At 61.6% G+C, this 25492-nt stretch carries 24 protein-coding genes; 13 read left to right on the forward strand and 11 right to left on the reverse strand.

The genetic code is table 11. From position 1 onward, the window contains the following. Window positions 1–4 precede the first annotated feature (4 nt). Both FF098_RS11065 and FF098_RS11070 read left to right on the forward strand, forming a co-directional pair. A complete protein-coding gene (locus FF098_RS11065) occupies window positions 5–403 on the forward strand; it encodes a GFA family protein (protein WP_444541746.1) in 399 nt (132 codons plus the stop codon). 44 nt (window positions 404–447) lie between these two features. After that, a complete protein-coding gene (locus FF098_RS11070; RefSeq protein ID WP_155140464.1) occupies window positions 448–975 on the forward strand; it encodes a hypothetical protein in 528 nt (175 codons plus the stop codon). Between the two features lie 9 nt (window positions 976–984). On the opposite strand, the gene FF098_RS11075 is transcribed toward FF098_RS11070, so the two are convergent. Further along, entirely contained in the window at window positions 985–1509 is a 525-nt protein-coding gene (locus tag FF098_RS11075; protein WP_155140466.1) for an RNA pyrophosphohydrolase, read from the reverse strand. A gap of 63 nt (window positions 1510–1572) precedes the next feature. Further along, on the reverse strand, window positions 1573–2826 hold the full coding sequence (locus tag FF098_RS11080) for a divergent polysaccharide deacetylase family protein (RefSeq protein WP_155140468.1): 1254 nt from the start codon (window positions 2824–2826) through the stop codon (window positions 1573–1575). Window positions 2827–3028: 202 nt separating this feature from the next. On the opposite strand from FF098_RS11080, the gene FF098_RS11085 reads away from it, so the two are divergent. After that, window positions 3029–4744 carry an AMP-binding protein gene (locus FF098_RS11085; RefSeq protein ID WP_155140469.1) on the forward strand — a complete coding sequence of 572 codons (1716 nt, stop codon included), beginning with the start codon at window positions 3029–3031 and terminating at the stop codon, window positions 4742–4744. Window positions 4745–4816: 72 nt separating this feature from the next. Here the strand turns inward: FF098_RS11085 and FF098_RS11090 are convergent, their stop codons facing one another. The 5 genes from FF098_RS11090 to FF098_RS11110 form a co-directional block, all read right to left on the reverse strand. Then, entirely contained in the window at window positions 4817–6226 is a 1410-nt protein-coding gene (locus tag FF098_RS11090; protein WP_155140471.1) for a S41 family peptidase, read from the reverse strand. 134 nt (window positions 6227–6360) lie between these two features. Next, complete coding sequence (locus FF098_RS11095; protein WP_188544103.1) at window positions 6361–7599, reverse strand: murein hydrolase activator EnvC family protein; 1239 nt, start codon at window positions 7597–7599, stop codon at window positions 6361–6363. Window positions 7600–7663: 64 nt separating this feature from the next. Next, window positions 7664–8158, reverse strand: a complete 495-nt coding sequence (gene rlmH / locus FF098_RS11100) for a 23S rRNA (pseudouridine(1915)-N(3))-methyltransferase RlmH (protein ID WP_155140475.1) — start codon at window positions 8156–8158, stop codon at window positions 7664–7666. A gap of 31 nt (window positions 8159–8189) precedes the next feature. Continuing rightward, window positions 8190–8588 (reverse strand): ribosome silencing factor, encoded by a 399-nt coding sequence (gene rsfS, locus FF098_RS11105; RefSeq protein ID WP_155140477.1) that lies wholly within the window; start codon window positions 8586–8588, stop codon window positions 8190–8192. Between the two features lie 216 nt (window positions 8589–8804). Then, a complete protein-coding gene (locus tag FF098_RS11110; RefSeq protein ID WP_205967474.1) occupies window positions 8805–9404 on the reverse strand; it encodes a nicotinate-nucleotide adenylyltransferase in 600 nt (199 codons plus the stop codon). A 146-nt stretch (window positions 9405–9550) separates the two neighbouring features. Between FF098_RS11110 and FF098_RS11115 the strand changes: the two genes are divergently transcribed. The 8 genes from FF098_RS11115 (at window position 9551) to FF098_RS11150 (ending at window position 17736) form a co-directional block, all read left to right on the forward strand. Next, window positions 9551–10549, forward strand: a complete 999-nt coding sequence (locus FF098_RS11115; RefSeq protein ID WP_155140480.1) for a GDP-mannose 4,6-dehydratase — start codon at window positions 9551–9553, stop codon at window positions 10547–10549. Between the two features lie 51 nt (window positions 10550–10600). Further along, the gene (egtB, locus tag FF098_RS11120) at window positions 10601–11878 is read left to right on the forward strand and encodes an ergothioneine biosynthesis protein EgtB (protein WP_229714577.1); all 1278 of its coding nucleotides are present in this window, start codon (window positions 10601–10603) and stop codon (window positions 11876–11878) included. A 23-nt stretch (window positions 11879–11901) separates the two neighbouring features. Beyond that, the gene (egtD, locus tag FF098_RS11125; protein ID WP_155140482.1) at window positions 11902–12849 is read left to right on the forward strand and encodes an L-histidine N(alpha)-methyltransferase; all 948 of its coding nucleotides are present in this window, start codon (window positions 11902–11904) and stop codon (window positions 12847–12849) included. Window positions 12850–13010: 161 nt separating this feature from the next. Then, on the forward strand, window positions 13011–14060 hold the full coding sequence (locus FF098_RS11130) for a DUF2891 domain-containing protein (RefSeq protein WP_373291492.1): 1050 nt from the start codon (window positions 13011–13013) through the stop codon (window positions 14058–14060). A gap of 2 nt (window positions 14061–14062) precedes the next feature. Then, window positions 14063–15316: an Nramp family divalent metal transporter gene (locus tag FF098_RS11135; RefSeq protein WP_155140484.1), complete on the forward strand. Its 1254-nt coding sequence runs from the start codon at window positions 14063–14065 to the stop codon at window positions 15314–15316. Window position 15317: 1 nt separating this feature from the next. Next, complete coding sequence (gene pxpA / locus FF098_RS11140) at window positions 15318–16112, forward strand: 5-oxoprolinase subunit PxpA (protein ID WP_155140486.1); 795 nt, start codon at window positions 15318–15320, stop codon at window positions 16110–16112. Further along, window positions 16109–16798, forward strand: coding sequence for a 5-oxoprolinase subunit PxpB (gene pxpB / locus FF098_RS11145; protein WP_166426491.1), 690 nt, complete (start codon window positions 16109–16111; stop codon window positions 16796–16798). Before pxpA ends, pxpB begins: the two co-directional genes overlap by 4 nt. Continuing rightward, the gene (locus tag FF098_RS11150) at window positions 16798–17736 is read left to right on the forward strand and encodes a 5-oxoprolinase subunit C family protein (RefSeq protein ID WP_155140490.1); all 939 of its coding nucleotides are present in this window, start codon (window positions 16798–16800) and stop codon (window positions 17734–17736) included. Before pxpB ends, FF098_RS11150 begins: the two co-directional genes overlap by 1 nt. On the opposite strand, the gene FF098_RS11155 is transcribed toward FF098_RS11150, so the two are convergent. The 3 genes from FF098_RS11155 to FF098_RS11165 all read right to left on the reverse strand — a co-directional run bounded on the left by FF098_RS11155 (window position 17733) and on the right by FF098_RS11165 (window position 21463). Further along, complete coding sequence (locus FF098_RS11155) at window positions 17733–19226, reverse strand: SLC13 family permease (protein WP_155140492.1); 1494 nt, start codon at window positions 19224–19226, stop codon at window positions 17733–17735. The two genes, FF098_RS11150 and FF098_RS11155, sit on opposite strands and share 4 nt — an antisense overlap. A gap of 259 nt (window positions 19227–19485) precedes the next feature. Then, complete coding sequence (locus FF098_RS11160; RefSeq protein ID WP_155140494.1) at window positions 19486–20244, reverse strand: hypothetical protein; 759 nt, start codon at window positions 20242–20244, stop codon at window positions 19486–19488. A 91-nt stretch (window positions 20245–20335) separates the two neighbouring features. Continuing rightward, the gene (locus tag FF098_RS11165; RefSeq protein WP_205967476.1) at window positions 20336–21463 is read right to left on the reverse strand and encodes a Glu/Leu/Phe/Val family dehydrogenase; all 1128 of its coding nucleotides are present in this window, start codon (window positions 21461–21463) and stop codon (window positions 20336–20338) included. A 208-nt stretch (window positions 21464–21671) separates the two neighbouring features. Between FF098_RS11165 and FF098_RS11170 the strand changes: the two genes are divergently transcribed. Further along, on the forward strand, window positions 21672–24179 hold the full coding sequence (locus FF098_RS11170) for a valine--tRNA ligase (RefSeq protein WP_155140495.1): 2508 nt from the start codon (window positions 21672–21674) through the stop codon (window positions 24177–24179). A gap of 141 nt (window positions 24180–24320) precedes the next feature. Further along, a complete protein-coding gene (locus FF098_RS11175; RefSeq protein ID WP_155140497.1) occupies window positions 24321–25160 on the forward strand; it encodes a hypothetical protein in 840 nt (279 codons plus the stop codon). Here the strand turns inward: FF098_RS11175 and FF098_RS11180 are convergent. Next, the gene (locus tag FF098_RS11180) at window positions 25155–25442 is read right to left on the reverse strand and encodes a hypothetical protein (RefSeq protein ID WP_155140499.1); all 288 of its coding nucleotides are present in this window, start codon (window positions 25440–25442) and stop codon (window positions 25155–25157) included. The genes FF098_RS11175 and FF098_RS11180 overlap by 6 nt on opposite strands. Window positions 25443–25492 lie beyond the last annotated feature (50 nt).

Below are 25492 nucleotides of genomic sequence, written 5' to 3' on the forward strand. Positions count from 1 at the left end.
GGTGATGATGGCACTGACAGGAAAATGCGATTGCGGTGCCGTTACTTTCATCCTGCACAAGACCCCGAAATGGCTGGTCGATTGCAACTGCTCTTACTGTGGGCGCATTCAGGCGCTATGGGCGAACGACCTGATCGAAAACATCGAAGTGAATTATGACGAGGCTCAAGTGTTCCGCTATCAGCGCGGAGACAGGATCATGGATTTTGTCCTCTGCCGCACCTGCGGGTGCTGCACCCATTGGGAGCATCATGAGCCGGAGGAGTATGGACGTTTGTCGGTCAACATGACGATGATTGAACCGGCGCTGATCGCTGCGATTCCGATCCGCCATTATGGAGGAGCTGACTGGAGCGGCTATATGGATGATGGCTTCGGCAGGCATAATTTCCATCGCGGCTGATTTCGCGCTAGGCTGTCGATACAAACCAAAAAAGGGGAAGGCCCATGGCGTTGCGTTTGATCTCTCTATTACTGCTCGTGTCCGGGCTTTCTGCCTGCGCTTCCGCGCTCCCGAATGGCGCCGCGCCGGTGACGAGCCTTTATTCCTACAGCGATACGGCGCGGTTCATGCTCGGCGATATCTGCCTGCCTTCCGTGGTCGAGGGCGTACCGCTTTCCACGCGGGCCGATGTGCCCGGAGTCTATCCGGTCGAGGGCGCGTCCAATTCATGGCGCGCCGGTCCTGCCGGGGCGGTGCGTGTCACCCAGCTTGCGCCCGACACCTGCGAGGTGTCGGTGACACGCGGTGTCGCGACAGAAATCCGTGCTGCCCTCATCCGCGAGGTCGAGACGTCCAAGCCCGATTTCCGGCTGGTCGATTCGGTGCAAGGTGGCAGGGACGTGACCGACACTTTCTGCGCGCCGTTTCCGTCGGGCCTGACGGTCATCCTGCGCACGGCGGAGTCCGATCCGGACAGTTCGGTCATTTCCGTCACGGCCCGGGCGGGCATTCGCCGGGATCTGTGTCTTTAGGGCAGGCCCTTAAAGCCGGTCTGACATGTCGCGCAGGAAATCGCGCAGGGGCGTGAACGCCTCGGCCAGCTCTTCATAGACGCCGCGCTTGAACGGCACGATCAGCCCCGGCACCTCTTCCAGCTCGACCCATCGCCAGTCCTGGAACTCGGCATGGTCGTCTGCATAGAGATCGATCTCGTCATCCTCGCCCTCGAACAGCATGGCGACCCATTTCTGTTTCTGGCCCCGCCAGCTGCGCCCCTTGCGGGTCTTGTAGCCTTGCGGAAAGTCATAAACGAGCCAGCCGGGCGTCAGCGCCAGCAGGCGCACGGTCTCCACGCCCGTCTCTTCCTTCAACTCGCGCATGGCGGCGGGAATGATCGCCTCACCCTCATCGACACCGCCCTGGGGCATCTGCCACGGGTGATAGTCCTGTCCCTTCATGTTGTCGGGAAACCCGGACCGCTCGCCGATCCACACCTCGCCGGATTTGTTGAACAGGCAGACGCCGACATTGGGGCGATAGTCGTCGAGATAGTCCGGTTCGATCATCCGTATACCCTTCCTTCAGGGGCAGGCCCAGTCCACCAGGCCCAGTCGAGCAGGTCCAGCAACTCAGTCCAGCATTGCCGAGGCGGGGGCGAGCGCGATGCCCTTGTCCTTCAGGCCGCTGGCCCATGCCGCGACCGTGTCGAGATTGTCTTCGGTCACATAGATCTTTGCCAGCATCCGGCCATTGTCGCGGGCGGTGTTCTCCAGCCGGGTCAGCTCCGCCGTCAGCGTCTCGCCGCTGCCGGAAATAACGAACCCAGCCTGCGCATTGGGTATGCCGGACAGGGAAATATTATCCGCAAGCCGCGTATCGCTGATATAGGCAAGCCCCGCGCCGCGCAGCTGGTCGATAACCGGGCTCATGGCGGAAACATCAGTGGAGAACGCCGTGCCGAGATAGTTGGTCACGCCGAAATAGCCGGTAAAGCGCGTCAGCATCCAGTCGAGCCGGCGCAGATTGTCATCGGTCTCGTAATTCGTCATCAGGCCCGCCGGGCCGAGCTGGTCGGCGGAAATGCCGGATGCTTCCATGGGCAGTTCGATCATCAGCTCGTGCCCGTCCTCATTGGCGGTCCGGCTGATGGCGTCGAGATTGCGGGCATAAGGGGCGAAGGCCAGCGTCGCTTCTGCGGGCAGTGTCGCGATCGCCCGGTCGGTCAGCTGTCGCGACAGGCCGAGGCCGGAGACGATCAGGCCGATCCGCGGCGCGCCTTCGGTCGCCGCGAAAGTGCGGGTGTAATAGCGCGCCGGGCGGCGGCCATCGGACGCGATCTGCGGCATCGGGCCGTTGCCGGTCTGGCGATAGAGCGCGGCATCGGCGGCGGGCGGCGGTGTGCCGGCAACACGCAGTGGCTTTGCCGCTGGCTCCCGCGGCGCTTCGCCTGCGCGGGGCAGGTCCTCGACCCGGATCACGGAGGCATTGCTGTTTCCGGCAAGGGCCTCGTCTTCGGTCTGCGGCTCACTTGCCGGTGTTTCGGTCGGCGCATCGGCGGTCTGCGCGCCAGCGAATTCACCCGGTCGCGCTGCACGCACGGTCGGCATGCTCTGCGCCTCGTCATCGGCCAGGTTGGCCGTGATAGCGGGGCGCATTTCGTCATTGGCCCGTGTAACCGGCCCATCGCCGGTCGGCCGGGCAAAGCTTTCCGGCTCGCCGCTGAGGTCGATAATAACGGCGTCATCCTTGCCGGACCAGTCGGCGAACTGGATCACGGCGGCACCGGCCACGAGGAACAGCGCCAGCCCTGTCCAGGCCAGCGTCAGCGTGCCAAAACCGCCCGATTTCAGACCAGTGGATTTCTGCCTTCCCGAATAACTCATCTCGTCAAACCGGCCTTGCCAATCAAGTACTTAAGCGCGTTTACCGCGTGCATTCGGCTGTTTCGCGGCGTATAACAAGCCATGTGAACCGCATACAGGACCCTAGTGTCCACCTGTTTACAAAGTTTTGCCAGCGGCCTCCCGCATGACTACATCGAAGGGGTAATGGCAGTGAACGGGCAAAAAAACGGAAAAGCAGATCATGGCACAGGATACGCAACTCCCAGCGAAGAAGGCCCAGACCACCCCTGCAGGGGATGTCACGGCACCGGTCAAGCCCGGCGCGGCACTCGATGCCGAGAAACAGGAACTCGAAGCGGCTGAAACAAGGCGTCACGCAGAGGCCCAGAAAAGCCAGCGCCGCATTCGCGCACAATCGCGGGCAACGGTCATCGCCAAGCTGCTGCGCACCAGGGCCCGCTATGGCGGCAAGCATGTCGCCATCGTCGAGCCGGAAGGCCGCGAACTGACCTATGATGATGTCCTGCGCGGTGTCTTTGCGCTCGGCAGCTGGATCAGGCGTAACACCAAGCGCGGCGAAACTGTCGGGGTCATGATGCCGACCAGCGCCGGTGGCATCATCGCTTTCCTCGCCGTGCAGGTCCATGGCCGCGTCCCGGCAATGCTGAATTTCACCTCCGGCACGCGCAACCTCTTTTCCGCCCTGCGCACCGGCGAGATATCCAAGGTCATCACCGCACACAAATTCATCGAGGTCGCCGAGCTGCACGGCCTGATCGATGAGCTGAAAACCAGGGCTGCAATCTGGTACCTGGAAGACATGCGCGAACAGCTGTCGCCGATGGACAAGGCACAGGCCGTGCTCGGTCCGCGTTTTCCCGGCATCATGCGCCGTCCGAACAGCCCCGATGCGCCGGGCGTCATCCTGTTTACATCGGGTACGGAGGGGAACCCCAAGGGCGTCGTCCTGTCCCACCAGAACCTTGTCGCCAATGTCGAGCAGATCAAGGAGCATGTCTCGCTGGAGGAGTGGGACATCATCTTCAACCCGCTGCCGATCTTCCATTGCTATGGGCTGACGGCGGGCTCGCTGTTTCCGCTATTGGATGGCAAGAAGCTCGTTCCCTATCCATCGCCGCTGCATGTGAAGCTGGTACCCGAGGTGATCCGCAAGACGAAGTCGACGATCGTGTTCGCGACCGACACCTTCCTGCATCGTTACCTGCGTTCTGCACGGGAGGATGCACTGTCGACCGTGCGCTATGCCGTTTGTGGCGCTGAGCATGTGCGCGACGAGACGCGCACGCTTGCCCGCTCGCGCTTCGGCTTCAACGTCATCGAAGGCTATGGCATGACCGAGGCGGCACCCGTCGTCGCTGCCAACCAGCCGGGCGATATCCGTCCGGGTACGGTCGGAAAGCTGCTGCCCGGTATCGAGACGAAGCTGGAACCTGTCGAGGGCTTGAGCGAGGGCGGCCGCCTCCTGGTGCGTGGGCCCAACGTCATGCTCGGTTACCTGAAGCACGACAAGCCGGGCGAGATCGAGACTCTGGCCGAAGGCTGGCACGACACCGGCGATATCGTTCATATCGATGGCGGTGGCTACATGTCGATCCGCGGCCGGGTGAAGCGCTTTGCCAAGCTTGGCGGGGAGATGGTGTCGCTCGCCGTTGTCGAGAATTGCGCTTCCGTCGTCTGGCCGGATTTCCTCCACGCCGCCGTGGCGCTGCCTGACGACAAGAAGGGCGAACAGATCATCCTGCTGACGGAATGTCAGGACCCGGACCGTTCGCGGCTCCTGTCATGGGCCCAGTCCCACGGCGTGCCGGAACTGGCGGTGCCGAAAAAGATCATCCCGGTCGACGACATCCCCGTACTTGGCACCGGCAAGGTCGATTACGTGAAGCTGGAAGAGATCGCCCGCAAGAAAATGGCCCCGGCTGACGAACAGGCCTGATCGCCAGTGAAACCCGACAACAAAAAAGGCTCCCGGTCCGGGAGCCTTTTCTTTTGAGAAATATTATTGCTTCTAGCGGTCGATCTGGCTGGCATCGGCCAGAAGTTCGGAGAAGCGGGAATTGTTGTCGAGCAGGTCCAGCGCCTTGTTGAGCTGGCAGTCCTCGCCTTCCGGGCATTCGATCGGCTCGACGAGCACGGACAACTCCTCGTCCGTATCGTCTTCGTGGCCGGCGCGGATTTCAGCTTCCAGCGCGCCATCGAGATCGCTCTCGAAACGGCGCTGCGGGGAGTCTTCCTGGTCCGGACGGGTAATCGGCATGGCGATATCCGGCACGATGCCGAGCGCCTGGATCGATCGGCCGGCCGGCGTGTAATAGCGCGCCGTGGTCAGACGCAGGGCGCCGTTCATGCCGTTCTGCAGCGGCAGCAGCGTCTGGACAGAGCCCTTGCCGAAGCTCTTGGTGCCGAGCACAAGCGCGCGATTGCGATCCTGCAGGGCGCCAGCGACGATTTCCGAGGCCGAGGCCGAGCCGTTGTTGATCAGGACGATGATCGGGCGACCGGCGAGCACATCGCCTGGCGTGCCCAGCTCGCGCATCGTGTCTTTCGCGCGGCGGCCGCGGGTGGAGACGATCTCGCCGCCCTCAAGGAAGGCATCGGAGACGGCAACGGCCTGGTCGAGCAGCCCGCCCGGATTGGAGCGGACATCGATGATCAGGCCCTTCATGCCGCCCGGGATTTCCTTTTCCATCTCGGCAATGGCTTCGAGCATCTTCTCTTCGGTCTTGGCGGTGAAGCTCGACAGGCGCAGATAGCCGAACTGCTCGCGCTCGATGCGGTGGGAGACGGGGCTGACCTCGACGATATCGCGCACGATAGTTACTTCGACCGGCTCGTCAGCCTCTTCACGCAGGAGCTTCAGGTCGACCGGGGTGCCGCGCGGACCCTTCATCAGGTCGATCGCCTCGTTCAGGGTCATGCCGAACACGGCCTCGCCGTCGATCTCGTAGATCAGGTCGTTGGTCTGGATACCGGCGCGGGCAGCGGGGGTGTCATCGATCGGGGAGACGACGCGCACAAGGCCCTTGCCGCGGCCATCATTGTCCATGGTCACCTGGATGCCGAGACCGGCGAACGACCCGCGGGTCTGTTCCTGCATCGTCTCGTAATCATCCGCCGACAGATAGCTGGAATGCGGATCGAGGTTCTGCAGCATGCCGTCAATGGCACCCTCGATCATGATCTTGTTGTCCGGCTCGGACACGTAATTGCCGTGTACCTGCTCAAAGACCTCACCGAAGAGGTCGAGCTGGCGGAAGGTGTCAGGCGAAATCGTCGAGCGGGCAAAACCGGACGTCAGAAGCACCGTGGTAATCGCGCTGCCGGCAAGGGCGGCTGCGGCGAGTGCGGAAAGGGAGGTGCCCTTTTTCTGCTCGCGCTGATCATTGTTCCTGCGGGTTCTTCTGTCAGTAGCTTTCATTGTCATCCTGTTGGCTGCTTGATGCCCTGTACCCTGCCTCGGGATCATGACTTTTACACGGCGACAGCGTGTTGCAAAGAGCCATATCGATCAACTGTCCGTCCCAGAGGCTAAAATTTCCGTTAAATTAAGGGTTAACCACGATCGAGAAGCCAGGCCGTCGGGTTCTGCGGCTCGGCATTCCGGCGGATTTCCATGTACAGGACAGCGCGGTTGCCATCGGCAGGCATGTAGCCCAGCGGCTCGCCGGCACGCACGAACTGGCCGACCCCGGCCTCGAACCGCTCCATGCCCACAAGCACGATCTTGTAGCCGCCGCCGACATCCAGAATGAAGACATTGCCGACCAGCTCGTATGTTTCCTGTGCAAAGACGACCGACCCGTTGAAGGGAGCGGTCACGACAGCCCCAGCGCGGGTTTCCAGCCGCAGGCCCTCCAGCCGACCGCCATTGGGCATTTCGGAGGCATAAGGCGCGACGACCCGGCCGGAGACCGGATAGGGCAGTTTGCCGCGCGCATCGGCAAAGACGGCTGGCAGGTCGTTATAGATATCGAGGCCCGGCACGCTGGCAAAGGTGGAGGTGTCCGGCACTTCCGGTTCCGGCAAATTGGCCAATGCCGCTTCCTCCTCGCGCCGGCGGGCTGCCTCGGCAAGATCGTCGAGCAGATTGCGGATCGAGGTTGCCTCCCGGGCGAGGCGGTCGTTTTCGCGCTCCAGCTCGGTGATGCGGTCGGTGACGTCACGGAATTCAGCCGTCTTGCGGTCGAGCAGGTCTTCCAGCGCATTGCGGCGGGAGGTGAGCTGGACTTCGGATTCTTCCAGCGCTTCCTTTTCTGCCGCCATTTCCTGCTGCAGCGACAGGATCAGCTCCATGTTGGCGCGCAGGTCTTCCACCTTGCTCTGCAGGTCTGGCACGATGCCAGACAGGGCCATGGCGGCGCGGGCTGCCTGTGACGCATCCTGCGGCGAAACGGCAAGGGCGGGTGGCTTGGCAAGCTCGAAGGATTGCAGCGCAGCGAGGATTTCGCTGGTTGCGCGCTGTTGTTCCTCCAGCTCCTCACCGACCTGTTTTTCTTCCGTCTCCAGCTCTTCCAGCCGCTGTTCGATGGCGGTGGTGCGGGTTTCGGCTTTCTGCAGGCTGTCAGCGGTCTCGATCAGGCGGGTGCGCAGAGCTTCCAGCTCTTCGCGCTTTGCCGGTGTCAGCTCGCGGATCTCTGCGGCATTGCGCTCGTTCGATTGCAGCTGCTCTTCGATTTCATTGAGGCGGCGCTGCTGCTCGTCCTCATCCTGCTGCGCGCCAAGCGGGCTCGCCACGGGGGCGGCGAGGGCGGCGGTTGCCAGCAATGACAGGAGGAGACGCGGTTTCATCATATTACTCATTACCGGATTCTGGTGGCCACTCCAGCGCTCGATGATGGCAAATCGTCAATGGTTCTTAATCACGGTGATAGGGATGCCCGGCGAGGATCGTCACGGCGCGATAGAGCTGCTCGGCCAGCATCACGCGGACCAGCATGTGCGGCCAGGTCGCCGGACCGAAGGAGAGGCGTTTCGCCTTGCCCTCGCTGACCAGCTGCTTCACCGCCGCGCCATGGCCGTCGGCCCCGCCGATCAGGCACCACATCGCCGGGGCACCGTCATTGAGATTTCGTTCTACCTCGCCCGCCATCTCGCGGCTGGTCAGTGCCTTGCCGCGCTCGTCGAGCACGAAGATCCGGTCGCCGGGTGCGATGTTGCGGGTCAACAATTCGGCCTCGGCGTCCATGCGGCGGGCGCCGTCGAGGCCTTTGGCAGCTTCATGTTCGTGGATATCAGGCCCCTTGAGGCCAAAGGAGCGGCCAAGGCCGCTGGCGCGGGTCAGATAATCCGAGATGAGGTCGGCTTCGGGGCCGCGCTTCAACTGGCCGATGGCCCCGATGGCAATCCGCATCCCGGTCTCTTCCCTGTGGCGTCAGGTCGCCTTAGTGGGCGCCCGATACAGTGCCCGATACGGGGCGTGCGGCGCCGGCGTCAGCATGGGCTTCCGGCGACCAGATGCGCTCCAGATTGTAAAAGGCACGCACTTCCGGACGGAACAGATGCACGATCACATCGCCCGCATCGATCAGGACCCAGTCACAGGCCGGCAGGCCTTCGATCGACGGCATGCCCTTGCCGGCATCCTTCAGCTCGCGGGCGATATGGTCCGCGAGGGCGCCGACATGGCGCTGCGAGCGGCCTGACGCGATGATCATCGCATCGGCAACGTCGGATTTTCCTGTAAGCTCGATCGTGGTGATGTCTTCGGCCTTGTCGTCCTCAAGCTGGGACAGGATCAGGTCCACAAGAGCCTTGCCGGTTACACCGGCGTTTGCATCCATCGCTGCATCGGCAGCATCCGGGTTATGCGAGGCGGGAGCCGCTGGGCGGGCCGCCTGACTGGACTGAGAAATCAGCGCAATCCTCCATTTGAAACGCGGACGCAAATTTTGTCCGCCCCAACGATATAACACCAGTCGGGCTTTATAAAAACCCGTCAGTAGCCAACAATGTGATTTGTAACCTGAATGTCACGGCAATCATTGGCAGGTGAAAAATCAAGCCTTTTCAGCGGTTTGGGCCCAGTCTGGCTGCGTCTGGCGCAGGCGGGTAGAGCTTTCCCGGTTCAGCGTGCCGGGAAAATAGGTCCAGGCGGGGGCTTCGCAGTCGGGCAGGGTTGCTGCTCGTGCTACCGGCACGCGGAAACGCGCCAGCGCATGACCGGCAGGCGAAGTCAGCGGTGCTATCCTGTTGCCGGGTCGATTGAACACGGCAATCGGCATGGTCGCGGCGATCCGCTGCCAGTCACGCCAGGTGTGGAAGGAATTGAGATTGTCGGCGCCCATCATCCAGACGAACCGGGTCGAGGCGTATTTGCTCGTCAGCATATCCAGCGTTTCGGCGGTGTAGGTCAGCCCGTTCCGGCTCTCGAAATCGCTGATCAGGATGCGCGGATGGGCGGCGCAGGCCTGCGCGGCTGCCATCCGGGTCGTCAAATCCGCATAATCCCGTGAATTTTTCTGGGGATTGCCGGGGGTGACCAGCCAGATGACGAAGTCCAGCCGCATCAGCCGCATGCCCTGCAGGGATATCTGGCGGTGCCCCGCATGAGGCGGGTTGAAGGATCCGCCGAGCACGCCAATACGTAGATTATTCAACAAGGTGTGCGATTTTTGCATAGTTGAAATAGTTTAAGACTGTGTCAGGGAGCTGGCGGGGCGGGGAGAGCGTCGTTAAATGTTTGTTCCTGATCGTGTGCCATGGTTAGGATACATGAATTGAAAAGAATAGGGCTGATACGGGCATGGCAATTCTGTTGAGTGGCGCTGCGGGCTTCATCGGGTCTCATGTGGCGCAGGCATTGCTGGCGCGTGGTGAAGCGGTCATCGGGATCGACAATCTCAATGGCTATTACGATGTCTCGCTCAAGCAGGCACGCCTGACCCAGTTGATGGGGCAGGACGGATTCACCTTCCACAAGATCGATATCGCCGACCGTCAGGCGCTGAAGACACTGTTCGCCAAGACCCATATCGACCGGATTGTCCATCTCGCTGCCCAGGCCGGGGTGCGCTATTCGATCGAGAACCCGGACGTATATGTGTCCTCCAACCTGCAGGGCCATGCCAACATGCTGGAGCTGGCCCGCCGCAACAACATCCGCCACATGGTTTATGCGTCGTCTTCATCCGTTTATGGCGGGAACACCAAGACGCCGTTCAGCGAGGATGACCTGACCGACGACCCGGTGTCATTCTATGGCGCGACGAAAAAGTCCAACGAGCTGCTTTCCAACTCCTACGCCCATCTTTATCGCGTGCCGCTGACGGGCCTGCGCTTCTTCACTGTCTACGGGCCCTGGGGCCGGCCGGACATGGCCTACTGGATATTCACCGAAAAGATCACTTCAGGCCAGCCACTGCGCATCTTCAACAAGGGCGACATGGGCCGGGACTTTACCTATGTCGATGACATTGTCGACGGGGTGATCAAGGCACTCGACAACTCGCCGGTCATGACGACAGACGGCCTGCCGCACCGGGTCTACAATCTCGGCAATGACAGCCCGGAAGAGCTGATGACCATGGTCTCCCTGATCGAGGAAAAACTCGGTACGTCCGCGGTGAAGGTCTTCGAGGAAATGCAGAAGGGCGACGTGCAGCGCACCTGGGCCGATATCAGCCGTGCACGGAAAGAGCTCGGCTACGATCCAAAGGTTACCCTCGAGCAGGGCCTGTCACAATTCATCGACTGGTATGTCGGCACCTGGGAACGGGCTGGTCGCAAAACTGTTTCACAATAGATGGTTGTATCGAGGGGATAGATTTGTCATAGCTCCCTTCAGGGAGATATTGTGGCTGACTACCTGACAGCGCCGAAAACGTCCTGTTTCAAGGAAAATTACCTGTCCGTCAGGGCCGTAACCCGGTCCTATGCCGATCCGCTCTCCGATGCGGATGCGACGGTGCAGTCGATGGAGGATGCGAGCCCGGCCAAGTGGCACCTCGCCCATACAAGCTGGTTTTTCGAGACATTCCTGCTGAAACCCATGCTGCCAGGCTACGAAGTCTTCGACGAGCGCTACAATTTCCTGTTCAATTCCTATTACGAGGCAGTCGGCAAGCGCCATGCCCGTCCGCGCCGGGGGATGATCACGCGCCCGACGCTGGACCAGGTACTGGCCTATCGCGGCCATGTCGACGATGCCATGGAGCAGTTGATCGACCGGGCCGATCCCGCCGACTATGCCGACCTCTATTATCTCGGCCTGAACCACGAGGAGCAGCACCAGGAACTGTTCCTGACCGACATCCTGCACCTTTTCGCCCAGAACCCGATCCACCCGGCATATCGCAATCCGCAGCCGCTGGAAGTGGGCAAGCCGCGTGACCCGGAACTGACCTGGCATGCCTATGAAGGCGGTATTGTGAAGGTTGGTCATGATGGCGACGGCTTTGCCTTCGACAGCGAGGGGCCGCAGCACGATGCGCTGGTGCGCCCGTTTCAGATCGCCGGGCGCGCGGTCACCAATGGTGAATGGATCGCCTTTATCGAGGATGGCGGCTATTGCGATCCGATGCTGTGGCTGTCCGATGGCTGGTCCATCGTAAACGAGCGCGGCTGGACAGCGCCGCTTTACTGGGAAGAAGCCGATGATGGCTGGTCGTCCATGACCCTGCGCGGTTTCCAGCCGGTGGATCCGGATGCGCCGGTCAGCCAGATCAGTTTCTATGAAGCCGACGCCTTTGCCAGCTGGGCCGCCGCCCAGTGGGATGGTGCGCGCCTGCCGAGCGAACAGGAATGGGAAGTGGCCGCCGCCGATGCGCCCGTCGAGGGTAATTTTGCCGGGTCCGGACGATTGCGCCCGAAGCCCCAGACTGGTGGGGGGCTGATCGGCCTTTATGGCGATGTGTGGGAATGGACGGCCAGCCCGTTCACGCCCTATCCGGGGTTCAAGCCTGCAGGCGGCGCGGTCGGCGAATATAATGGCAAGTTCATGAGCGGGCAGATGGTGCTGCGCGGCGGCTCCTGCGTGACCTCCGAGGATCATGTGCGCCGCAGCTATCGCAATTTCTTCCATCCGGACAAGCGCTGGCAATTCTCCGGCCTGCGCCTCGCCCGCGATCTTTAATCAGTAAACGAAAGACGCTTCCCATGCAGGCTGCTTGCAAGAAAGACATGCCGGATGACCCCTTCGCGCAGGATGTGCTCGCCGGGCTGACAGCGAAACACAAATGGATATCCAGCAAATGGCTGTACGACCAGGCCGGCTCCCAGCTGTTCGAGGATATCACGCAGACGGAGGATTATTATCCGACCCGTACCGAGGCGGCGATCTTCCGCACCATGATGGGTGAGCTGGCAGAGATCACCGGCATCGGTGGCGGTGTCGCCGAATATGGCTCCGGTGCCAGTGTGAAAACACGGCTCCTGCTCGATGCAGTCAAGCCGCAGCTCTATGTGCCACTTGATATCGCCGGCGAGTTCATGGAGGAGGCGGTTGCCGAGCTCAGCGATGCCTATCCTGACCTCGCCATCGCGCCGGTCGTCGCCGATTTCACCCAGCCGGTCACCCTGCCCGACGCCTTCAACAGGCTGGAACGGCGGCTCGGCTTCTTCCCCGGCTCGACCATCGGCAATTTCGAGGCGGGTAAAGCGGGTGAGTTTCTGACCCGCGTACACACGACGCTGGGTGACGGCGCGTATTTTCTTGTTTGCGCCGATCTCGTGAAGGACCGCGACGTCCTGCGCCGAGCTTATGACGACAGCGACGGCGTGACGGCTGCGTTCAACCTGAACCTGCTGACCCGCTTCAACCGCGAACTGGGTGCCGATTTCGACGAGACCGCCTTCCATCATGAAGCCGTCTGGAACGAGGACCGCTCGCGCATCGAGATGCATCTGGTTTCCGACAAGGATCAGACAGTGCATGTCGCCGGGCAGGACATCGACTTTGCCGAGGGCGAGCACATCCACACCGAGAACTCTCACAAATATACGCCTGACACGATGCGCGACATGGCCGAGGGCGCGGGCTGGACCGTCGAGAAGGTCTGGACCGACGAGCGCGACTGGTTCGGTGTCTTCCTGTTGAAAGCCTGACCGGCCCCTCTCCGCCGGGGCGATTGCCTTCGCGCCTGAAAATACCTACCCTCTTTATAGATTGCGGGCAGGAGATGGAGGGATGAGACGTGCTGAGAACACTTCTGGCAAGCGGGTTTGCCGCCTGGCTTTCCCTGGCCGGACCCGTCATGGCTGAGGATATGCCCGGGCAACCCCTCGATCAGCCGCTCTCCCAGCCATTGGCTGAACGCTTTGCCCGGCTGGCGCTGGATTGCGTGCATCGCGAATATCCCAACAAGATCGCCCATGTCTTCCAGTCCGATGAGGACGCGAAGACGCCGCGCGAGCTTTACCCGGTTTTCTACGGCTGCTTCGACTGGCATTCTTCCGTGCACGGCCACTGGCTGCTGACGCGTGTTCTGCGCACCTATCCAGAGACAGAGTTGCGCGACGAGATCATCGCCGCCCTTGACGAGAGCTTCACGACGGAGAACATCGCCGGAGAAGTTGCCTATTTTGCCGGCGAGGGCCGCGCCAGTTTCGAGCGGCCCTATGGCCTTGCCTGGTTCCTGCAGTTGATGACCGAACTGCGTGAATGGGATGACCCGCAGGCGCAGGAATGGGCGGGAACCCTTGCCCCGCTGGAAGAGGCGGTGGTTACGCGCATTACCGACTGGCTGCCCAAGCTCGCCTATCCGATCCGGCTCGGCACGCACAACCAGTCAGCTTTCGCCTTTGGCCTTTACCTCGACTGGGCCGATGCGACGGGTAATGACGATGTCGCTTCGCTCGTTCGCCGTAAGGCGATGGAATTCCACGAAAAGGATGTGAACTGCCCGCTCGCCTTTGAGCCGTCGGGGGAGGATTTCCTCTCGCCCTGCCTGATGGAGGCCGATTTGATGCGCCGGGTGATCGAGGGCGAGGCCTATGCAAGATGGCTCGGTACCTTCCTGCCGCAGATCCCCATCGACGGGTCGGGCGACTGGCTGGCGCCCGGCATCGTGCTCGACCCGGCGGATGGCAAGCTGGTCCATCTCGATGGCGTGAACCTGTCCCGCGCCTGGGCGCTGGAGGGGATCGCTTCATCGCTGCCTGAGGGCGATGTACGCATTCCGGCGCTGCTCGCGGCGGCTGAGATTCACCGCGAGGCAGGCATCGCGTCCGTCAGCGCAGAACACTATGAAGGCAGCCACTGGCTCGCCAGCTTTGCCACCTATCTGGTGACGAGACGGGGTATCAAGGGGGACTGAGAATGAGCGAAATCATCGATGAAACACCGCCTGCGGAGCAACCGGCCAGGAAGAGCCGCACCCCGGTCGGGCCGGGGGCGCTGGTCGCTGCCGCCTTTATCGGGCCTGGCACGGTCACGGCCTGCACTCTGGCCGGCGCCAATTTCGGTTATGCCCTGATCTGGGCGCTGGTGTTTGCGACCTTCGCTACAATCATCCTGCAGGAAATGGCCGCCCGCCTTGGCGTCGTTTCGCGCCAGGGTCTCGGCACGGCGCTGATGTCGATGACCGACAACGTCTTCTTGCGCTGGCTCATGGCCGGGCTGGTGCTGTCTGCTCTCTTCGTCGGCAATGCCGCCTATGAGGCAGGCAATCTCTCCGGCGCGGCGCTGGGGGTGCAGGCGGCGCTCGATGAAAAGCAGATCCCGTTCCAGATTACCATCGTGGCTATTGCCCTTGTCGCCGCAGTGTTGCTTGTCAGCGGCCAGTACAAGCGGATAGAGCGTGTGCTGATCGCCCTTGTCCTGCTCATGGCGATCTGTTTCATCGCGACCGCAGCGATCGTGCGGCCTGATGTGGGCGCGATCCTCGACGGGATGAAACCGTCAGTGCCCGATGGCAGCCTGCTGACGGCAGTCGCCCTGATCGGCACGACCATTGTGCCCTATAACCTGTTCCTCCATGCCGCCGCCTCGCGCGAGCGCTGGGCCGACCCGTCAGGCCTCGGCGCAGCGCGCGCCGATGTCGGTATCTCGATCGGTTTTGGCGGGATGATCTCGATCCTCATCGTCTCGACCGCGGCTTCCGGCCTGTTCGCGACGGGGCTTGAGGTGGAAACCGCCGGCGACATGGCCCAGCAGCTTGAGCCTGCCTTCGGCCCGTTCGCGCAGGTGTTCATGGCCGCCGGCCTGTTCGCAGCGGGGCTGACATCGGCGATCACAGCGCCCATGGCGACGGGCTATGCCGTCTCTGAAATCTTCGGCTGGAAGGGCGGCGTTTCCGGTACCGGTTTCCGGCTCGTGGCCCTGAGCGTCATTGTCATCGGCGCCGTCGTCGGCTTTTTCGGCATCAAGCCGGTCAATGTCATTGTCTTTGCCCAGCTCGCCAATGGCCTGTTGCTGCCGATCATTGCCATCTTCCTGCTGATGGCGATGAACCGGAAACAGCTGCTCGGCGAGCACGCAAATGGCCTTGTCACGAACCTTCTGGGCGGTCTCGTTGTTCTTGTCTCGGTAGGACTGGGCTTGAGACTTATCCTCAGAGTACTGATGGGATGATATGAGAGTAATCGACCTGAACGCCGATCTCGGCGAATATCAGGATGGCGCACAGCAGCAGATGGAGCGCGAAATCCTCAGCTATGTCAGCAGCTGCAACATCGCCTGCGGCGGGCATACGGGCGATGAGCTGACCATGCGCGAAACGCTGAAAGCCGCAAAGGAAGCAGGCGTCAGCGCCGGGGCGCATCCCTCCTATCCTGACCGGGACGGCTTTGGTCGCCGGTCACTGGGCATCGAACCGGACGCGCTGCATGCCTCGCTGATCCAGCAGGTGCGCGACCTTCTCACAATCGCCCGCGACCTCGATGTCACCATCGCCCATGTGAAACCACACGGGGCACTTTACAATCACATTGCCAGCGACATCTCGCTGGCCCGGCTCGTCGCCGGGGTGGTGAAGGATACGGCGTCGGCCAATGGCCGCACGCTGGCGCTGGTCGGCCTGTCCGACAGCGCGGTGAAGCAGGCGGCGGAGGAGGCAGGTCTTGCCTTCGTCGGCGAAGCCTTCGTCGACCGGCGCTATACTTCCGATGGCCGGCTGCAGCCGCGCGATGAGTCTGGCGCGGTGATCAAGGACGATGAAGACCGTCTCCAACAGGCCCTCGCGATCGCATCGGGCAAGCCGGTGACGACGTGTCACGGCAACAGGATCACGCTGACCGCGCAGACGCTGTGCCTGCATGGCGACAGCCCCGGCGCACTGGAAACGGCGCGGGCGGTCCGCCAGGCACTGAGCGAGCAGGGCTTTGCCATATGCCCGCCTCATGCGGATGCAGACGGGACGCGGCATTGACGGATTTCACGGCACGAACGATCCGCCATGGCGGCGATGACTGGCTCATCGCCCGCTATGATGCGTCTGACCCGACCACGCTCAGCGCGGCATTGCAGACAGCTGCTTCAGGCCTGCGCGATCAGGGTGGCTGGCTCGACATCGTGCCGGGGCTTGCCGAGCTTTGCGTTCGCTTTGATCTGATGAAGGAAAAACCCGCTGACGCGCTCGCCCGCTTCACGGCAGCAGCGGAAAAGATATCCTCGGCAGCGGCAGGCGAGGGTACCATCATGGACATTCCGGTCTGTTATGGCGGGGAATACGGGCCGGACCTTGAGGCCAGCGCAGAGAAGCTGGGACTGTCGCCGGATGATTTGATTGCGCTGCATGGCGGTGAACCCTTCCTTGTGCAGATGATGGGATTCGCGCCGGGCTTTGCCTATTGCGGGCAGACGCCGGAGGCGCTGGCGATAGACCGCCTGTCGGAACCGCGCCGTCAGGTCGAGGCAGGCTCCATCGGCATTGCCGGGCGGCAGACCTGTCTCTATTCGCTTTCCGGGCCGGGCGGCTGGCCGCTGATCGGCCGCACGCCGCTGAAACTGTTCGATGCAGGTCGAGGCGAGCCGTTCCTTTTGCAGGCCGGTCAACAGGTCCGTTTCCGCGCCATTGACGAAGCCGAGTTCACCCGGCTGGCGGAGGGTGGCTGATGGCATTGCGTATTGAAAAAGCCGGTCTGGCGACGAGCCTGCAGGATGTCGGCCGCAGCGGCGTTGCCCATCTCGGCGTGCCGCCGGGCGGGGCGATGGATTGCCTGTCCCTGGCGCTCGCCAACTGGCTGGTCGGGAAGGCGCCCGGTGCGACCGCGATGGAAATTACCCTGACCGGCGCGACGATCAGCTTCGAGGCGCGCATGGCGTTCGCGCTGGTCGGGGGCAGGGCCGATATCACCCTCAATGACCAGCCGGTCGCCATGCAGGAGCAACACATTGCCAATCCGGGGGACGTTCTGGAGATCGGCGCGATGCAGGCCGGCTGCCGCATCTATCTCGCCACGTCAGACGATCTTCACGCGGACGAGGTTTTCGGCTCGGCGTCGACCTATGCGCCGGGCGGTTTCGGCGGTCATCAGGGCCGGATGCTGGCCGATGGCGATATCATCGCCACGGTCGGCCGGGAAGAGCCGGACAGGCGCACAGCGCCGGTAAAATTTCATCCCTTTCTCAACAAGGGCTGGGTACTGCGTGCCGTGTCGGGGCCCGAGGCAGACCTGCTGGATGATGCCTCCCGCGAAGCGCTGTTCACCGAGGCTTTCCGCGCCAGCCAGCGGGCGAGCCGTCAGGGCGCCGAACTTGACAAGCCCGTTCTCTCTCTTCGCGAAGCGGCGCGGATGCAGTCCGGTCCGGTCTTTCCGGGTACGGTGCAATGCCCGCCCTCCGGCAAGCCATACCTGCTGATGGCTGATGCCCAGACCACCGGCGGCTATCCGCGCATTGCCCAGGTCATCCGCGCCGACCGTCACCTGATGGGCCAGATCAAGCCTGGCGACACTGTGCGGTTCATGGCCATAGAGCCGGATGAGGCCGCACAAATATTGCGCGAAAAGAACGTTCTCTACGCGGAGCTGTTCGGCCAGGATATCTTCTAACCAAATATCAGCGGTGCGACGAGCCAGACGACCAGCGTGATGATGAGAATCGCAAGCACGTTCAGCTTGAAGCCGATCATCGCCATGCGGGCGATGGGGATCTTGCCGGAGGCGAAGACGATGGCGTTCGGCCCGGTCGCGATCGGCAGCATGAAGGCGCAGCTCGCCGCCATGCCGACCGGCGCAGCCAGCAACAACGGGTTCATGTCGCCGCCAGCCGCAATCGCCCCGATCACAGGCAACAGCGCCGAGGCGGTCGCGACATTGGATGTCAGCTCGGTCGCGAAGATGACAAATACGACCATGGCCAGCATAACGAGGACCAGCGGCAGGGCGGTGACGCCGCTCATCTGCCCGCCCAGCCAGTCGGCAAGGCCGGTGGCGGAAATCGCCGCGGCCAGCGCCAGCCCGCCGCCGAACAACAGGACGACGCCCCACGGTATCTGCACCGCCGTTTCCCAGTCGAGCAGGCGCGCGCCTTTCTGCTCCCGACTGCCGGACGGGATGAGGAACAGGACGACGGCGCCGAGAATGGCAGTGACGTAGTCGTTCAGCCCGGCAAAGGGCGTGAAGCCGCCAATGTCCAGCGCCGACAGCGGTCGCCCGAACATCCACAGGCTGGCGATGCAACCGAAGGTGATCAGCACACGCACTTCAGGTGTGGTGATCGGACCGAGGGCATCGAGCTTTTGCCGGATGATCGCCTGCCCGGCCTTGCCCGTGCCGCGCGGCAGTTTCACTCCCCAGCGCGTCAGCACGAACCAGCAGGCGGGCAGCAACAACGCGACGACCGGCAGGCCGATCATCATCCAGCGGTCGAAAGTGATGACGAGTCCGAATTCCTGTTCCAGATAGCTCATCACGATCAGGTTTGTCGGCGTGCCGATGGGCGTGCCGAGCCCGCCGATGGAGGCGGACCAGGCAACCGCCAGCAGGATCGCGATGGCGAAGGGCGTCGTGTCTTCATCCTCCGCACCCAGTGAATTGGAGACCGACAGGGCGATCGGCGCGAGCATGATCGTCGTGGCCGTGTTGGATATCCACATCGACAACAGCGCAGAGGCCGCCATGAACCCGGCAATCAGCCCGGCCCGGCTGTTGCCGGCGCGCAGGACGATGTTCAGCGCGATGCGCGAATGCAGGTTCCAGCGCTCTACCGACTTGGCGATGATGAACCCGCCCATCAGCAGCAGGACGACACGATGGGCATAGGGGATGGCTGCCGTTTCGATCGGCATGACACCGGAGAGCGGCAGGATGACGAGAGGTAGCAGCGCGGTCGCCGGGATCGGGATCGCCTCGGTCACCCACCATGTCGCCATCAGTACGGTGAGGGAGGCAACGACCCATGCATCGCGCGACAGCCCGTCCGGTGTGCCGATGATCAGCATGGAAACGAACAGCACCGCGCCCGCGATCAGGCCGATGCGCTGGGCAGGCCTGATGGCCGACGAGCCGGTCTCATTGCCGATGGTACGGTCGGTGTCCATGGCGGCGTTTCCCCTTTTTGGGAAGAATGTTCCGTGGGTGTGGCGGGTTAGTCAAGGTGGGGCGGCGTCGGGTGCCTTACCGGCGTTTCGCTGTCAAGGCCGCGGCTTCGCCGCGCCGCGAAGCGGGTGCCGCCTTGACAGCGAAAACCGGTAAGACAATGGGCAGCCATGCCTGTAAGGCAGATTCTGCCTTACAGGCACTTGGCGAGCGTGAAATCTAGCGATGTATCGACAAAAACCGGACGCTAGAGATGGATTGCTACTCGCAAGGGGTCTCGATGGTTTCGAGAACCGCTTGTACCTGCTCCACGATGATATCCAATTCAGGCTCAGCAGCAGCGGGGAAGGGAAAATCAGCCCAGAAGCGCTGCTGGCCATCGAGCAGATAACATTGCCCAAGTGCAGAAGCGTCTGCGGGTGAATCGGTACCTATTTCTCTTGTGCAGAAGGTGTCAGGATCAGTGCCACCGTATAAAGCGAAATTTCCGTCCATATACTTCTTGATTACTACTGATTTGGTGTTGCCATCTATCAATTCAGCCTGCAAACCCTTTTTTTCGGCATACGCGATAAAGGCTCCCGGAGAATCAAGAAACCTGGGGAGCAGATATCCCGGAGTCCTGTCAACGGCGTCAAAGTTCCAGTGTAAATCAACAAAAAGATAGTTCTGGTATTTCGCCACAATCGGATTCGCCGATACGCTTTCGATAGGCATTCCGAGATCACTATATGAAGCAGCAAGACTCACACTATCATAAAAAAAGTTGGATTGCGGTGTTGCCAGTACCGTCTTTGTGACGAACCAGCTTTTCGGCAAGAGTCGCAAATCAAAGCAGACATTTGTATCTGTACGGATCAGTGGGTTATAGCTAGTTAGCCTGACAGGGGCATAGCTTCTGGTTTCGCTTTGGTAGGTCCCAGATTGCTTCGTAACAGGCTGTTCAGCCTGCTCTGGCGTAGCGCAGGCTGCCAGGATCAAGCCTGCAAGGATGCATAGAGATATTGTCGCTTTTGGCATGGTAAACCCTTTGCCACCGATAATGACGCAGGAAAAGTCAGAGCGAAACCCAAAATATTGAGAGAAGACTAAACGCCTCAGGCTTTCAGCCCTAAACCACCAACGCACTCGTGCCAGCAATAATCGCCCGGGCTTCCTCGTCGGCGACGTCATGGGTCGGGCGGCCTTCGTCCTCGGCGCGGGCGAGGACGTGGGCGAGGTTGGCGTTCATCTTCTGCAGCTTCTTTTCGACCCAGTCCTTGTCGTAAGACTCGGCCTTACCCTGCAGCACACGGATTTCCGCATAGACATTGATGATGCCGCCGCCATTGATGACGTAGTCCGGTGCATAGAGGATGCCGCGGTCGTGGATGCGCTGACCGATGGCGGTGACGGAGAGCTGGTTGTTCGCGCCGCCCGCGATGATCGGCGCCTTTATACGCTCCACGGTCATGTCGTCGAGAATGCCGCCGACCGCGTTGGGCGAGAACACGTCGCACTCCTCGTCGAAAATGCCGCCAATGGTGGAGACGCGGGCGCCGGTCTCGTGCTTCATCTGCGCGAGCACGTCGAGGTTCGTGTCGGCGATGATCAGCTCCGCGCCCTCTGCGGCGAGGTGCCGGGCGAGCGCGCCGCCGACCTTGCCGATGCCGAGCACGGCGATCTTCCGGCCCGCCAGATCGTCGGACCCGAATTTCTGTTGCAGGCAAGTCTTGATGCCGAGATAGATGCCGCGCGCCGTGACGGGCGAGGGGTCACCCGACGGGGCGGGGGAGTTTTCCCGGCCTGCGACGTAAGCCGTCTCCTGCGCGATCGTCTCGATATCATGGACGGAGATGTTCATGTCCTCCGCCGTGTAATAGCGCCCGGCGAGCTCGTTCACCGCGCGGCCGAAGGCCCTCAGGGCTGCCTCGCTCTTGTCGGTCTTCGGGTCGCCGATAATCACCGCCTTGCCGCCGCCCAGCGGCAGGCCGGCCATGGCGTTCTTGTAGCTCATCCCGCGCGACAGGCGCAGCACGTCGCGAAAGGCGTCTTCCGCCGTGGCGTAAGGATACATGCGCGTGCCGCCGGCGGCGGGGCCGAGCCTCGTGGAGTGCAGCGCGATGATGGCTTTCAGGCCCGATTTCTCGTCGAACACGCTGATTACGCGCTCATGGGCATCGAATGAATTACTGTCGAACAGGTGGTTGGAAACCATGGCGCGATTATCCTCGGGAACGGTCATCATGCTATCGGTCATAGGCGGTTTGGCCGCCGGGGTGAATGGGGGCGGGAGCGCGAGGCGCAATTAGCGCGTTTGTGTCACCGCGCCATGGCTGATTGTTCGATCCTTGCGCGGCGCGGGGCCCGATCAGCGCCTTATAACCCTTGAGAGGGCCCGATAATGCCGGTATAGGCTTGGCTTTCCAGCAGAATTGACCACCGGCCCGGCGCAGATAGGCGATACGATGAGCGAGACGAAGAAGAAACCCGACACCCTGGACCATGCAGAGATGGAGCGGCGCATCCGCGATTTCTGGGAAGCGGAGGGCGTCTATAAGTACGACCCGGACTCTGGCAAGCCGCAATTCTCCGTCGACACGCCGCCGCCCTACGTCTCCGCCGCGCATCTGCATGTCGGCCACGCGATGAGCTATTCACAGGCCGAGTTCCTCGTCCGCTACAAGCGCATGACGGGCCATGAGATTTTCTATCCGATGGGCTTCGACGATAACGGCCTGCCGACCGAGCGTTTTGTCGAGCAGACCCACAAGGTCAACAAGAAGACGATTTCCCGCGCCGATTTCCGCGCCCTGTGCATGGAAGAGACGGCCAAGGGCGCCGTCGCCTATGAGGAGATGTGGCGCGATCTCGGCCTGTCCATCGACTGGCGCCTGCGCTATTCGACAATTGACGAGCATTGCCGCCGCACGTCGCAGCTGAGCTTCATCGACCTGTACAAGAAGGGCGAGGTCGTGCGCTCCGACGATCCGGTGCTGTGGGACACGGTCTACGACACCGCGCTGGCGCAGGCAGACTTGGAAGTAATGGACCGCAAGGGCCAGCTGTTCGATATCGCGTTCAAGGACCCGGACGGGAACGACATGGTCATCTCCACGACAAGGCCCGAGCTGATCCCTGGCTGCGTCGCGCTTTATCATCACCCGGACGATGAGCGGTATAAAGCGCTGGCGGGCAAGACCGCGACCGTGCCGATGTTCGATTACGAAGTGCCGCTGAAGACGTCCGAGGATGTCGACCCGGAATTCGGTACCGGCCTGATGATGTGCTGTACCTTCGGTGACGGCGAGGACGTGAAGAAATGGCGCATCGACAAGCTGGATACGCGCCTTGTTATTGGCCGCGACGGCAAGATGACGGCGCTGGCCGGCAAGTATGAAGGCATGGATATTGGCGGTGCGCGCAAGAACATCGTGCAGGACCTCGACGAGGCCGGTTTCGTCAGGGGGCAGAAGAAAGTCGACCAGGCGGTGAGTGTGGGCGAGCGCTCCGGCCAGCCGGTCGAGTTCGCCATGGTGCCGCAATGGTTCATCAAGGTGCTGGACAAGAAGGAACAGTTCCTGAAGCGGTCCGCCGAGTTGAACTGGTTCCCCGAGCACATGAAAATCCGCCTCGACCAATGGATCGAGGGGCTGAAATATGACTGGAACATTTCGCGCCAGCGCTTCTATGGCGTGCCCTTTCCGGTCTGGTATGTGCAGGAGACAGGCGACGTCATTCTCGCCGATGAGGCGGACCTGCCGGTCGACCCGACCGAGGACGCGCCGCCGAAATGGGCGCAGGAGAAATATGCCGGCATGACCATTGTCGGCGAGCCGGACGTGATGGACACGTGGATGACGTCCTCGGTCAGTGCGCAGGTCAATTCCAACTGGGCGGGGACCGAAGGCCGCATGGGCTGCGACTTCCCGCTGTCGCTGCGCGTGCAGGCGTTCGAGATCATCCGTACATGGCTGTTTTACTCGGTCGTCAAATCGGACCTGCATGCGGATTCGCTGCCATGGAAACAGGCGATGATTTCCGGCTGGGGCCTGAACGAGCAGGGCAAGAAAATCTCCAAGCGGGACCTGGAGAAATTCACAGACGAGAACGGCTATAACCGCTACGATCCGCATTCGGTCATTCGCGAATATGGCGCCGATGCGCTGCGTTACTGGGCGGCTGGCGCGCGGCTCGGGTCTGATCTGCGTTACCATGAAAAGGACGTAAAGGTCGGCCGCAAGCTGGTCATCAAGATGTGGAACGTCGCCCGCCTGATCGAGATGTATCTGGAAGGATATGACAAGGATACGGCCAAAGTGCCGCTGGCCGACCGCGCCGTCGAAGATCGCTGGGTACTGTCCGGCCTCGACAGGCTGATCGGCGATGTGACCCGCGGGTTCGAGGGCTATGACTACGCCATCGGCCGTGAGGCGCTGGACAAGTATTTCTGGAACACTCTGTGTGACAACTATCTTGAGATCGTCAAGGAACGCCTGAGGAAGCCGGAAGTGTTCGGCGAGACGAGCCAGAAGGCGGCGCAGGACACGCTGGTCGAGGTGCTGCGCACGGTCCTCGCCCTGTTCGCGCCCTATGTGCCGTTCATCACCGAGGAGCTTTATCAGAAATTCTATGCCGCGGATGAAGGGGGTGCGTCGCTGCACAAGTCGGCGTGGCCGGAGAAGCAGGATCGCGAGGATGCGGTTGCGGGCGAGACGATGAAGTCGCTCCTTGCCGTGATCGAGGCATGGCGCTTCATGCGCACCCGCGACAAGATCCCGTTCTCGACCGAGATCGACGTGCTGACCGTGCATCTGCAGGGCGATGTCGCGCACATGAAAGACGCGATCAAGGCCAATGCCGACACGCTGAAATCAGCCCTCCGTGCCCGGACGATCAGGGTCGATGGCGGCGCCGGCACGGAGACGAACCGTGACGGCCTGACGCTGAGCTATAGTGTGATAGAGAGTGACTAAACCGGCAGTTGACTTTGTCTGGGCACCGGTCTTGAGTGGCAGGGGATAAAGTTGCAGTCGGGGGGCTGCGTGCCTGTCAGGATAGTCAGTCTTTTCGCCTTGTTCGGTTTGCTTGTTGCCGGCTGTGCCGCGAGTGGCAATGTGACACCATCCACAGCTGCCGCCATGCCGGTTAGGGATGTGGATGAAAGCGCTTGCGGTGATCTTTTTATCGATGACTCTGCAAACGCTGTCTTCGACAGCAATGTCATCATAGTCGGGGAACTGCACGGTACGCGAGAAGGGCCTGAGGCTGTCGGGCAGCTTGTCTGTCATGCGCTTGAAGAAGGCAAGACGGTCGCTGCCCTTTTTGAATTTCCTGATAGCTACAGTCTCGCATCCGCCAGTCCCGACGCGTCACGAGAGAAGGTTGTCGATACCATCTGTGCGCAGATGCAGCCCTATTTCTTCAACAGCCGGGACGGGCGCGGCAGCGAAGCAGTTCTAGCTTTGCTGGCAGATCTGCTGGAACGCAAGAGGGATGCGGCTCAGCTTGCTGTCGCCGGTTTCGATATGAGTGCCTATGCGTCACATCCGGAGGATATGGGGCCATTGGTTGCTCGGCACTGGGTGATGGCCAATAATATTGCTCAGTATGCGGGTAGCTATGATCTGGTTATCGTCAATGTCGGCAATGCTCATCCCATTGTTCTTCGCAGTCGGCTGATCGGCCTGAACGGCCTTACTTCTGGCTCTGCCGTGGCCGTTCGCGAAATCTATGAGGCAGGACGGGCCTGGAACTGCTCGAATGGGCGGTGCGGGTCGCAAGATTTTGCTGGCTCATCGATCTTTCCCGACAGTGTGCCCGAGACTTATCCCTATCTGTCACTTTCTAACGACATCGGCGCATTCGATGGCTATCTGTCTCTCGGGCCGATCACTGCAGCAGAACCGGTCTATCAGTCGGGGGACTGTAACCGCGTTTGGCGCCGGGTGCTATGAAGTCTTCTTCTTCCTGAACAAACCAACCACGAACAGGATCAAGCCGACCAGAATGATCGGTGCGCCGAGCGGGATCGTGTAGATCATGTACCAGCCGGCAAGGAACATCGCGCTCAGCAAGGGCCCGCGATCCTGCCCGTCAATGATGCACGGATTGACGCCGCCCTCGTTCAACTGGCATCCATTTGCTTCTGCAATCGACCCTGCGATCATCGCCGAGGCCAGCGGCGCCGCGGCGATCAGGATGCCAATCAAGATCAGTAAAAATCCCCCGATTTTCATAATGTCCCTCCCGGTTGGCGAAAGGCTACATCATTTCCGGTGATTGGCAA

It is taken from the genome of Aquisalinus luteolus, assembly GCF_009712425.2.
GTDB lineage: Bacteria > Pseudomonadota > Alphaproteobacteria > Caulobacterales > Parvularculaceae > Aquisalinus > Aquisalinus luteolus.

What these genes read in the sequence shown, in the direction of transcription:
- FF098_RS11065 (WP_444541746.1), top strand. Translation starts at nt 5, where the DNA reads ATGATGGCACTGACAGGAAAATGCGATTGCGGTGCCGTTACTTTCATC.
- FF098_RS11070 (WP_155140464.1), top strand. Translation starts at nt 448, where the DNA reads ATGGCGTTGCGTTTGATCTCTCTATTACTGCTCGTGTCCGGGCTTTCT.
- FF098_RS11075 (WP_155140466.1), bottom strand. Translation starts at nt 1,509, where the DNA reads ATGATCGAACCGGACTATCTCGACGACTATCGCCCCAATGTCGGCGTC.
- FF098_RS11080 (WP_155140468.1), bottom strand. Translation starts at nt 2,826, where the DNA reads ATGAGTTATTCGGGAAGGCAGAAATCCACTGGTCTGAAATCGGGCGGT.
- FF098_RS11085 (WP_155140469.1), top strand. Translation starts at nt 3,029, where the DNA reads ATGGCACAGGATACGCAACTCCCAGCGAAGAAGGCCCAGACCACCCCT.
- FF098_RS11090 (WP_155140471.1), bottom strand. Translation starts at nt 6,226, where the DNA reads ATGAAAGCTACTGACAGAAGAACCCGCAGGAACAATGATCAGCGCGAG.
- FF098_RS11095 (WP_188544103.1), bottom strand. Translation starts at nt 7,599, where the DNA reads ATGATGAAACCGCGTCTCCTCCTGTCATTGCTGGCAACCGCCGCCCTC.
- rlmH (WP_155140475.1), bottom strand. Translation starts at nt 8,158, where the DNA reads ATGCGGATTGCCATCGGGGCCATCGGCCAGTTGAAGCGCGGCCCCGAA.
- rsfS (WP_155140477.1), bottom strand. Translation starts at nt 8,588, where the DNA reads ATGGATGCAAACGCCGGTGTAACCGGCAAGGCTCTTGTGGACCTGATC.
- FF098_RS11115 (WP_155140480.1), top strand. Translation starts at nt 9,551, where the DNA reads ATGGCAATTCTGTTGAGTGGCGCTGCGGGCTTCATCGGGTCTCATGTG.
- egtD (WP_155140482.1), top strand. Translation starts at nt 11,902, where the DNA reads ATGCAGGCTGCTTGCAAGAAAGACATGCCGGATGACCCCTTCGCGCAG.
- FF098_RS11130 (WP_373291492.1), top strand. Translation starts at nt 13,011, where the DNA reads ATGCCCGGGCAACCCCTCGATCAGCCGCTCTCCCAGCCATTGGCTGAA.
- FF098_RS11135 (WP_155140484.1), top strand. Translation starts at nt 14,063, where the DNA reads ATGAGCGAAATCATCGATGAAACACCGCCTGCGGAGCAACCGGCCAGG.
- pxpA (WP_155140486.1), top strand. Translation starts at nt 15,318, where the DNA reads ATGAGAGTAATCGACCTGAACGCCGATCTCGGCGAATATCAGGATGGC.
- FF098_RS11150 (WP_155140490.1), top strand. Translation starts at nt 16,798, where the DNA reads ATGGCATTGCGTATTGAAAAAGCCGGTCTGGCGACGAGCCTGCAGGAT.
- FF098_RS11155 (WP_155140492.1), bottom strand. Translation starts at nt 19,226, where the DNA reads ATGGACACCGACCGTACCATCGGCAATGAGACCGGCTCGTCGGCCATC.
- FF098_RS11160 (WP_155140494.1), bottom strand. Translation starts at nt 20,244, where the DNA reads ATGCCAAAAGCGACAATATCTCTATGCATCCTTGCAGGCTTGATCCTG.
- FF098_RS11165 (WP_205967476.1), bottom strand. Translation starts at nt 21,463, where the DNA reads ATGACCGATAGCATGATGACCGTTCCCGAGGATAATCGCGCCATGGTT.
- FF098_RS11170 (WP_155140495.1), top strand. Translation starts at nt 21,672, where the DNA reads ATGAGCGAGACGAAGAAGAAACCCGACACCCTGGACCATGCAGAGATG.
- FF098_RS11180 (WP_155140499.1), bottom strand. Translation starts at nt 25,442, where the DNA reads ATGAAAATCGGGGGATTTTTACTGATCTTGATTGGCATCCTGATCGCC.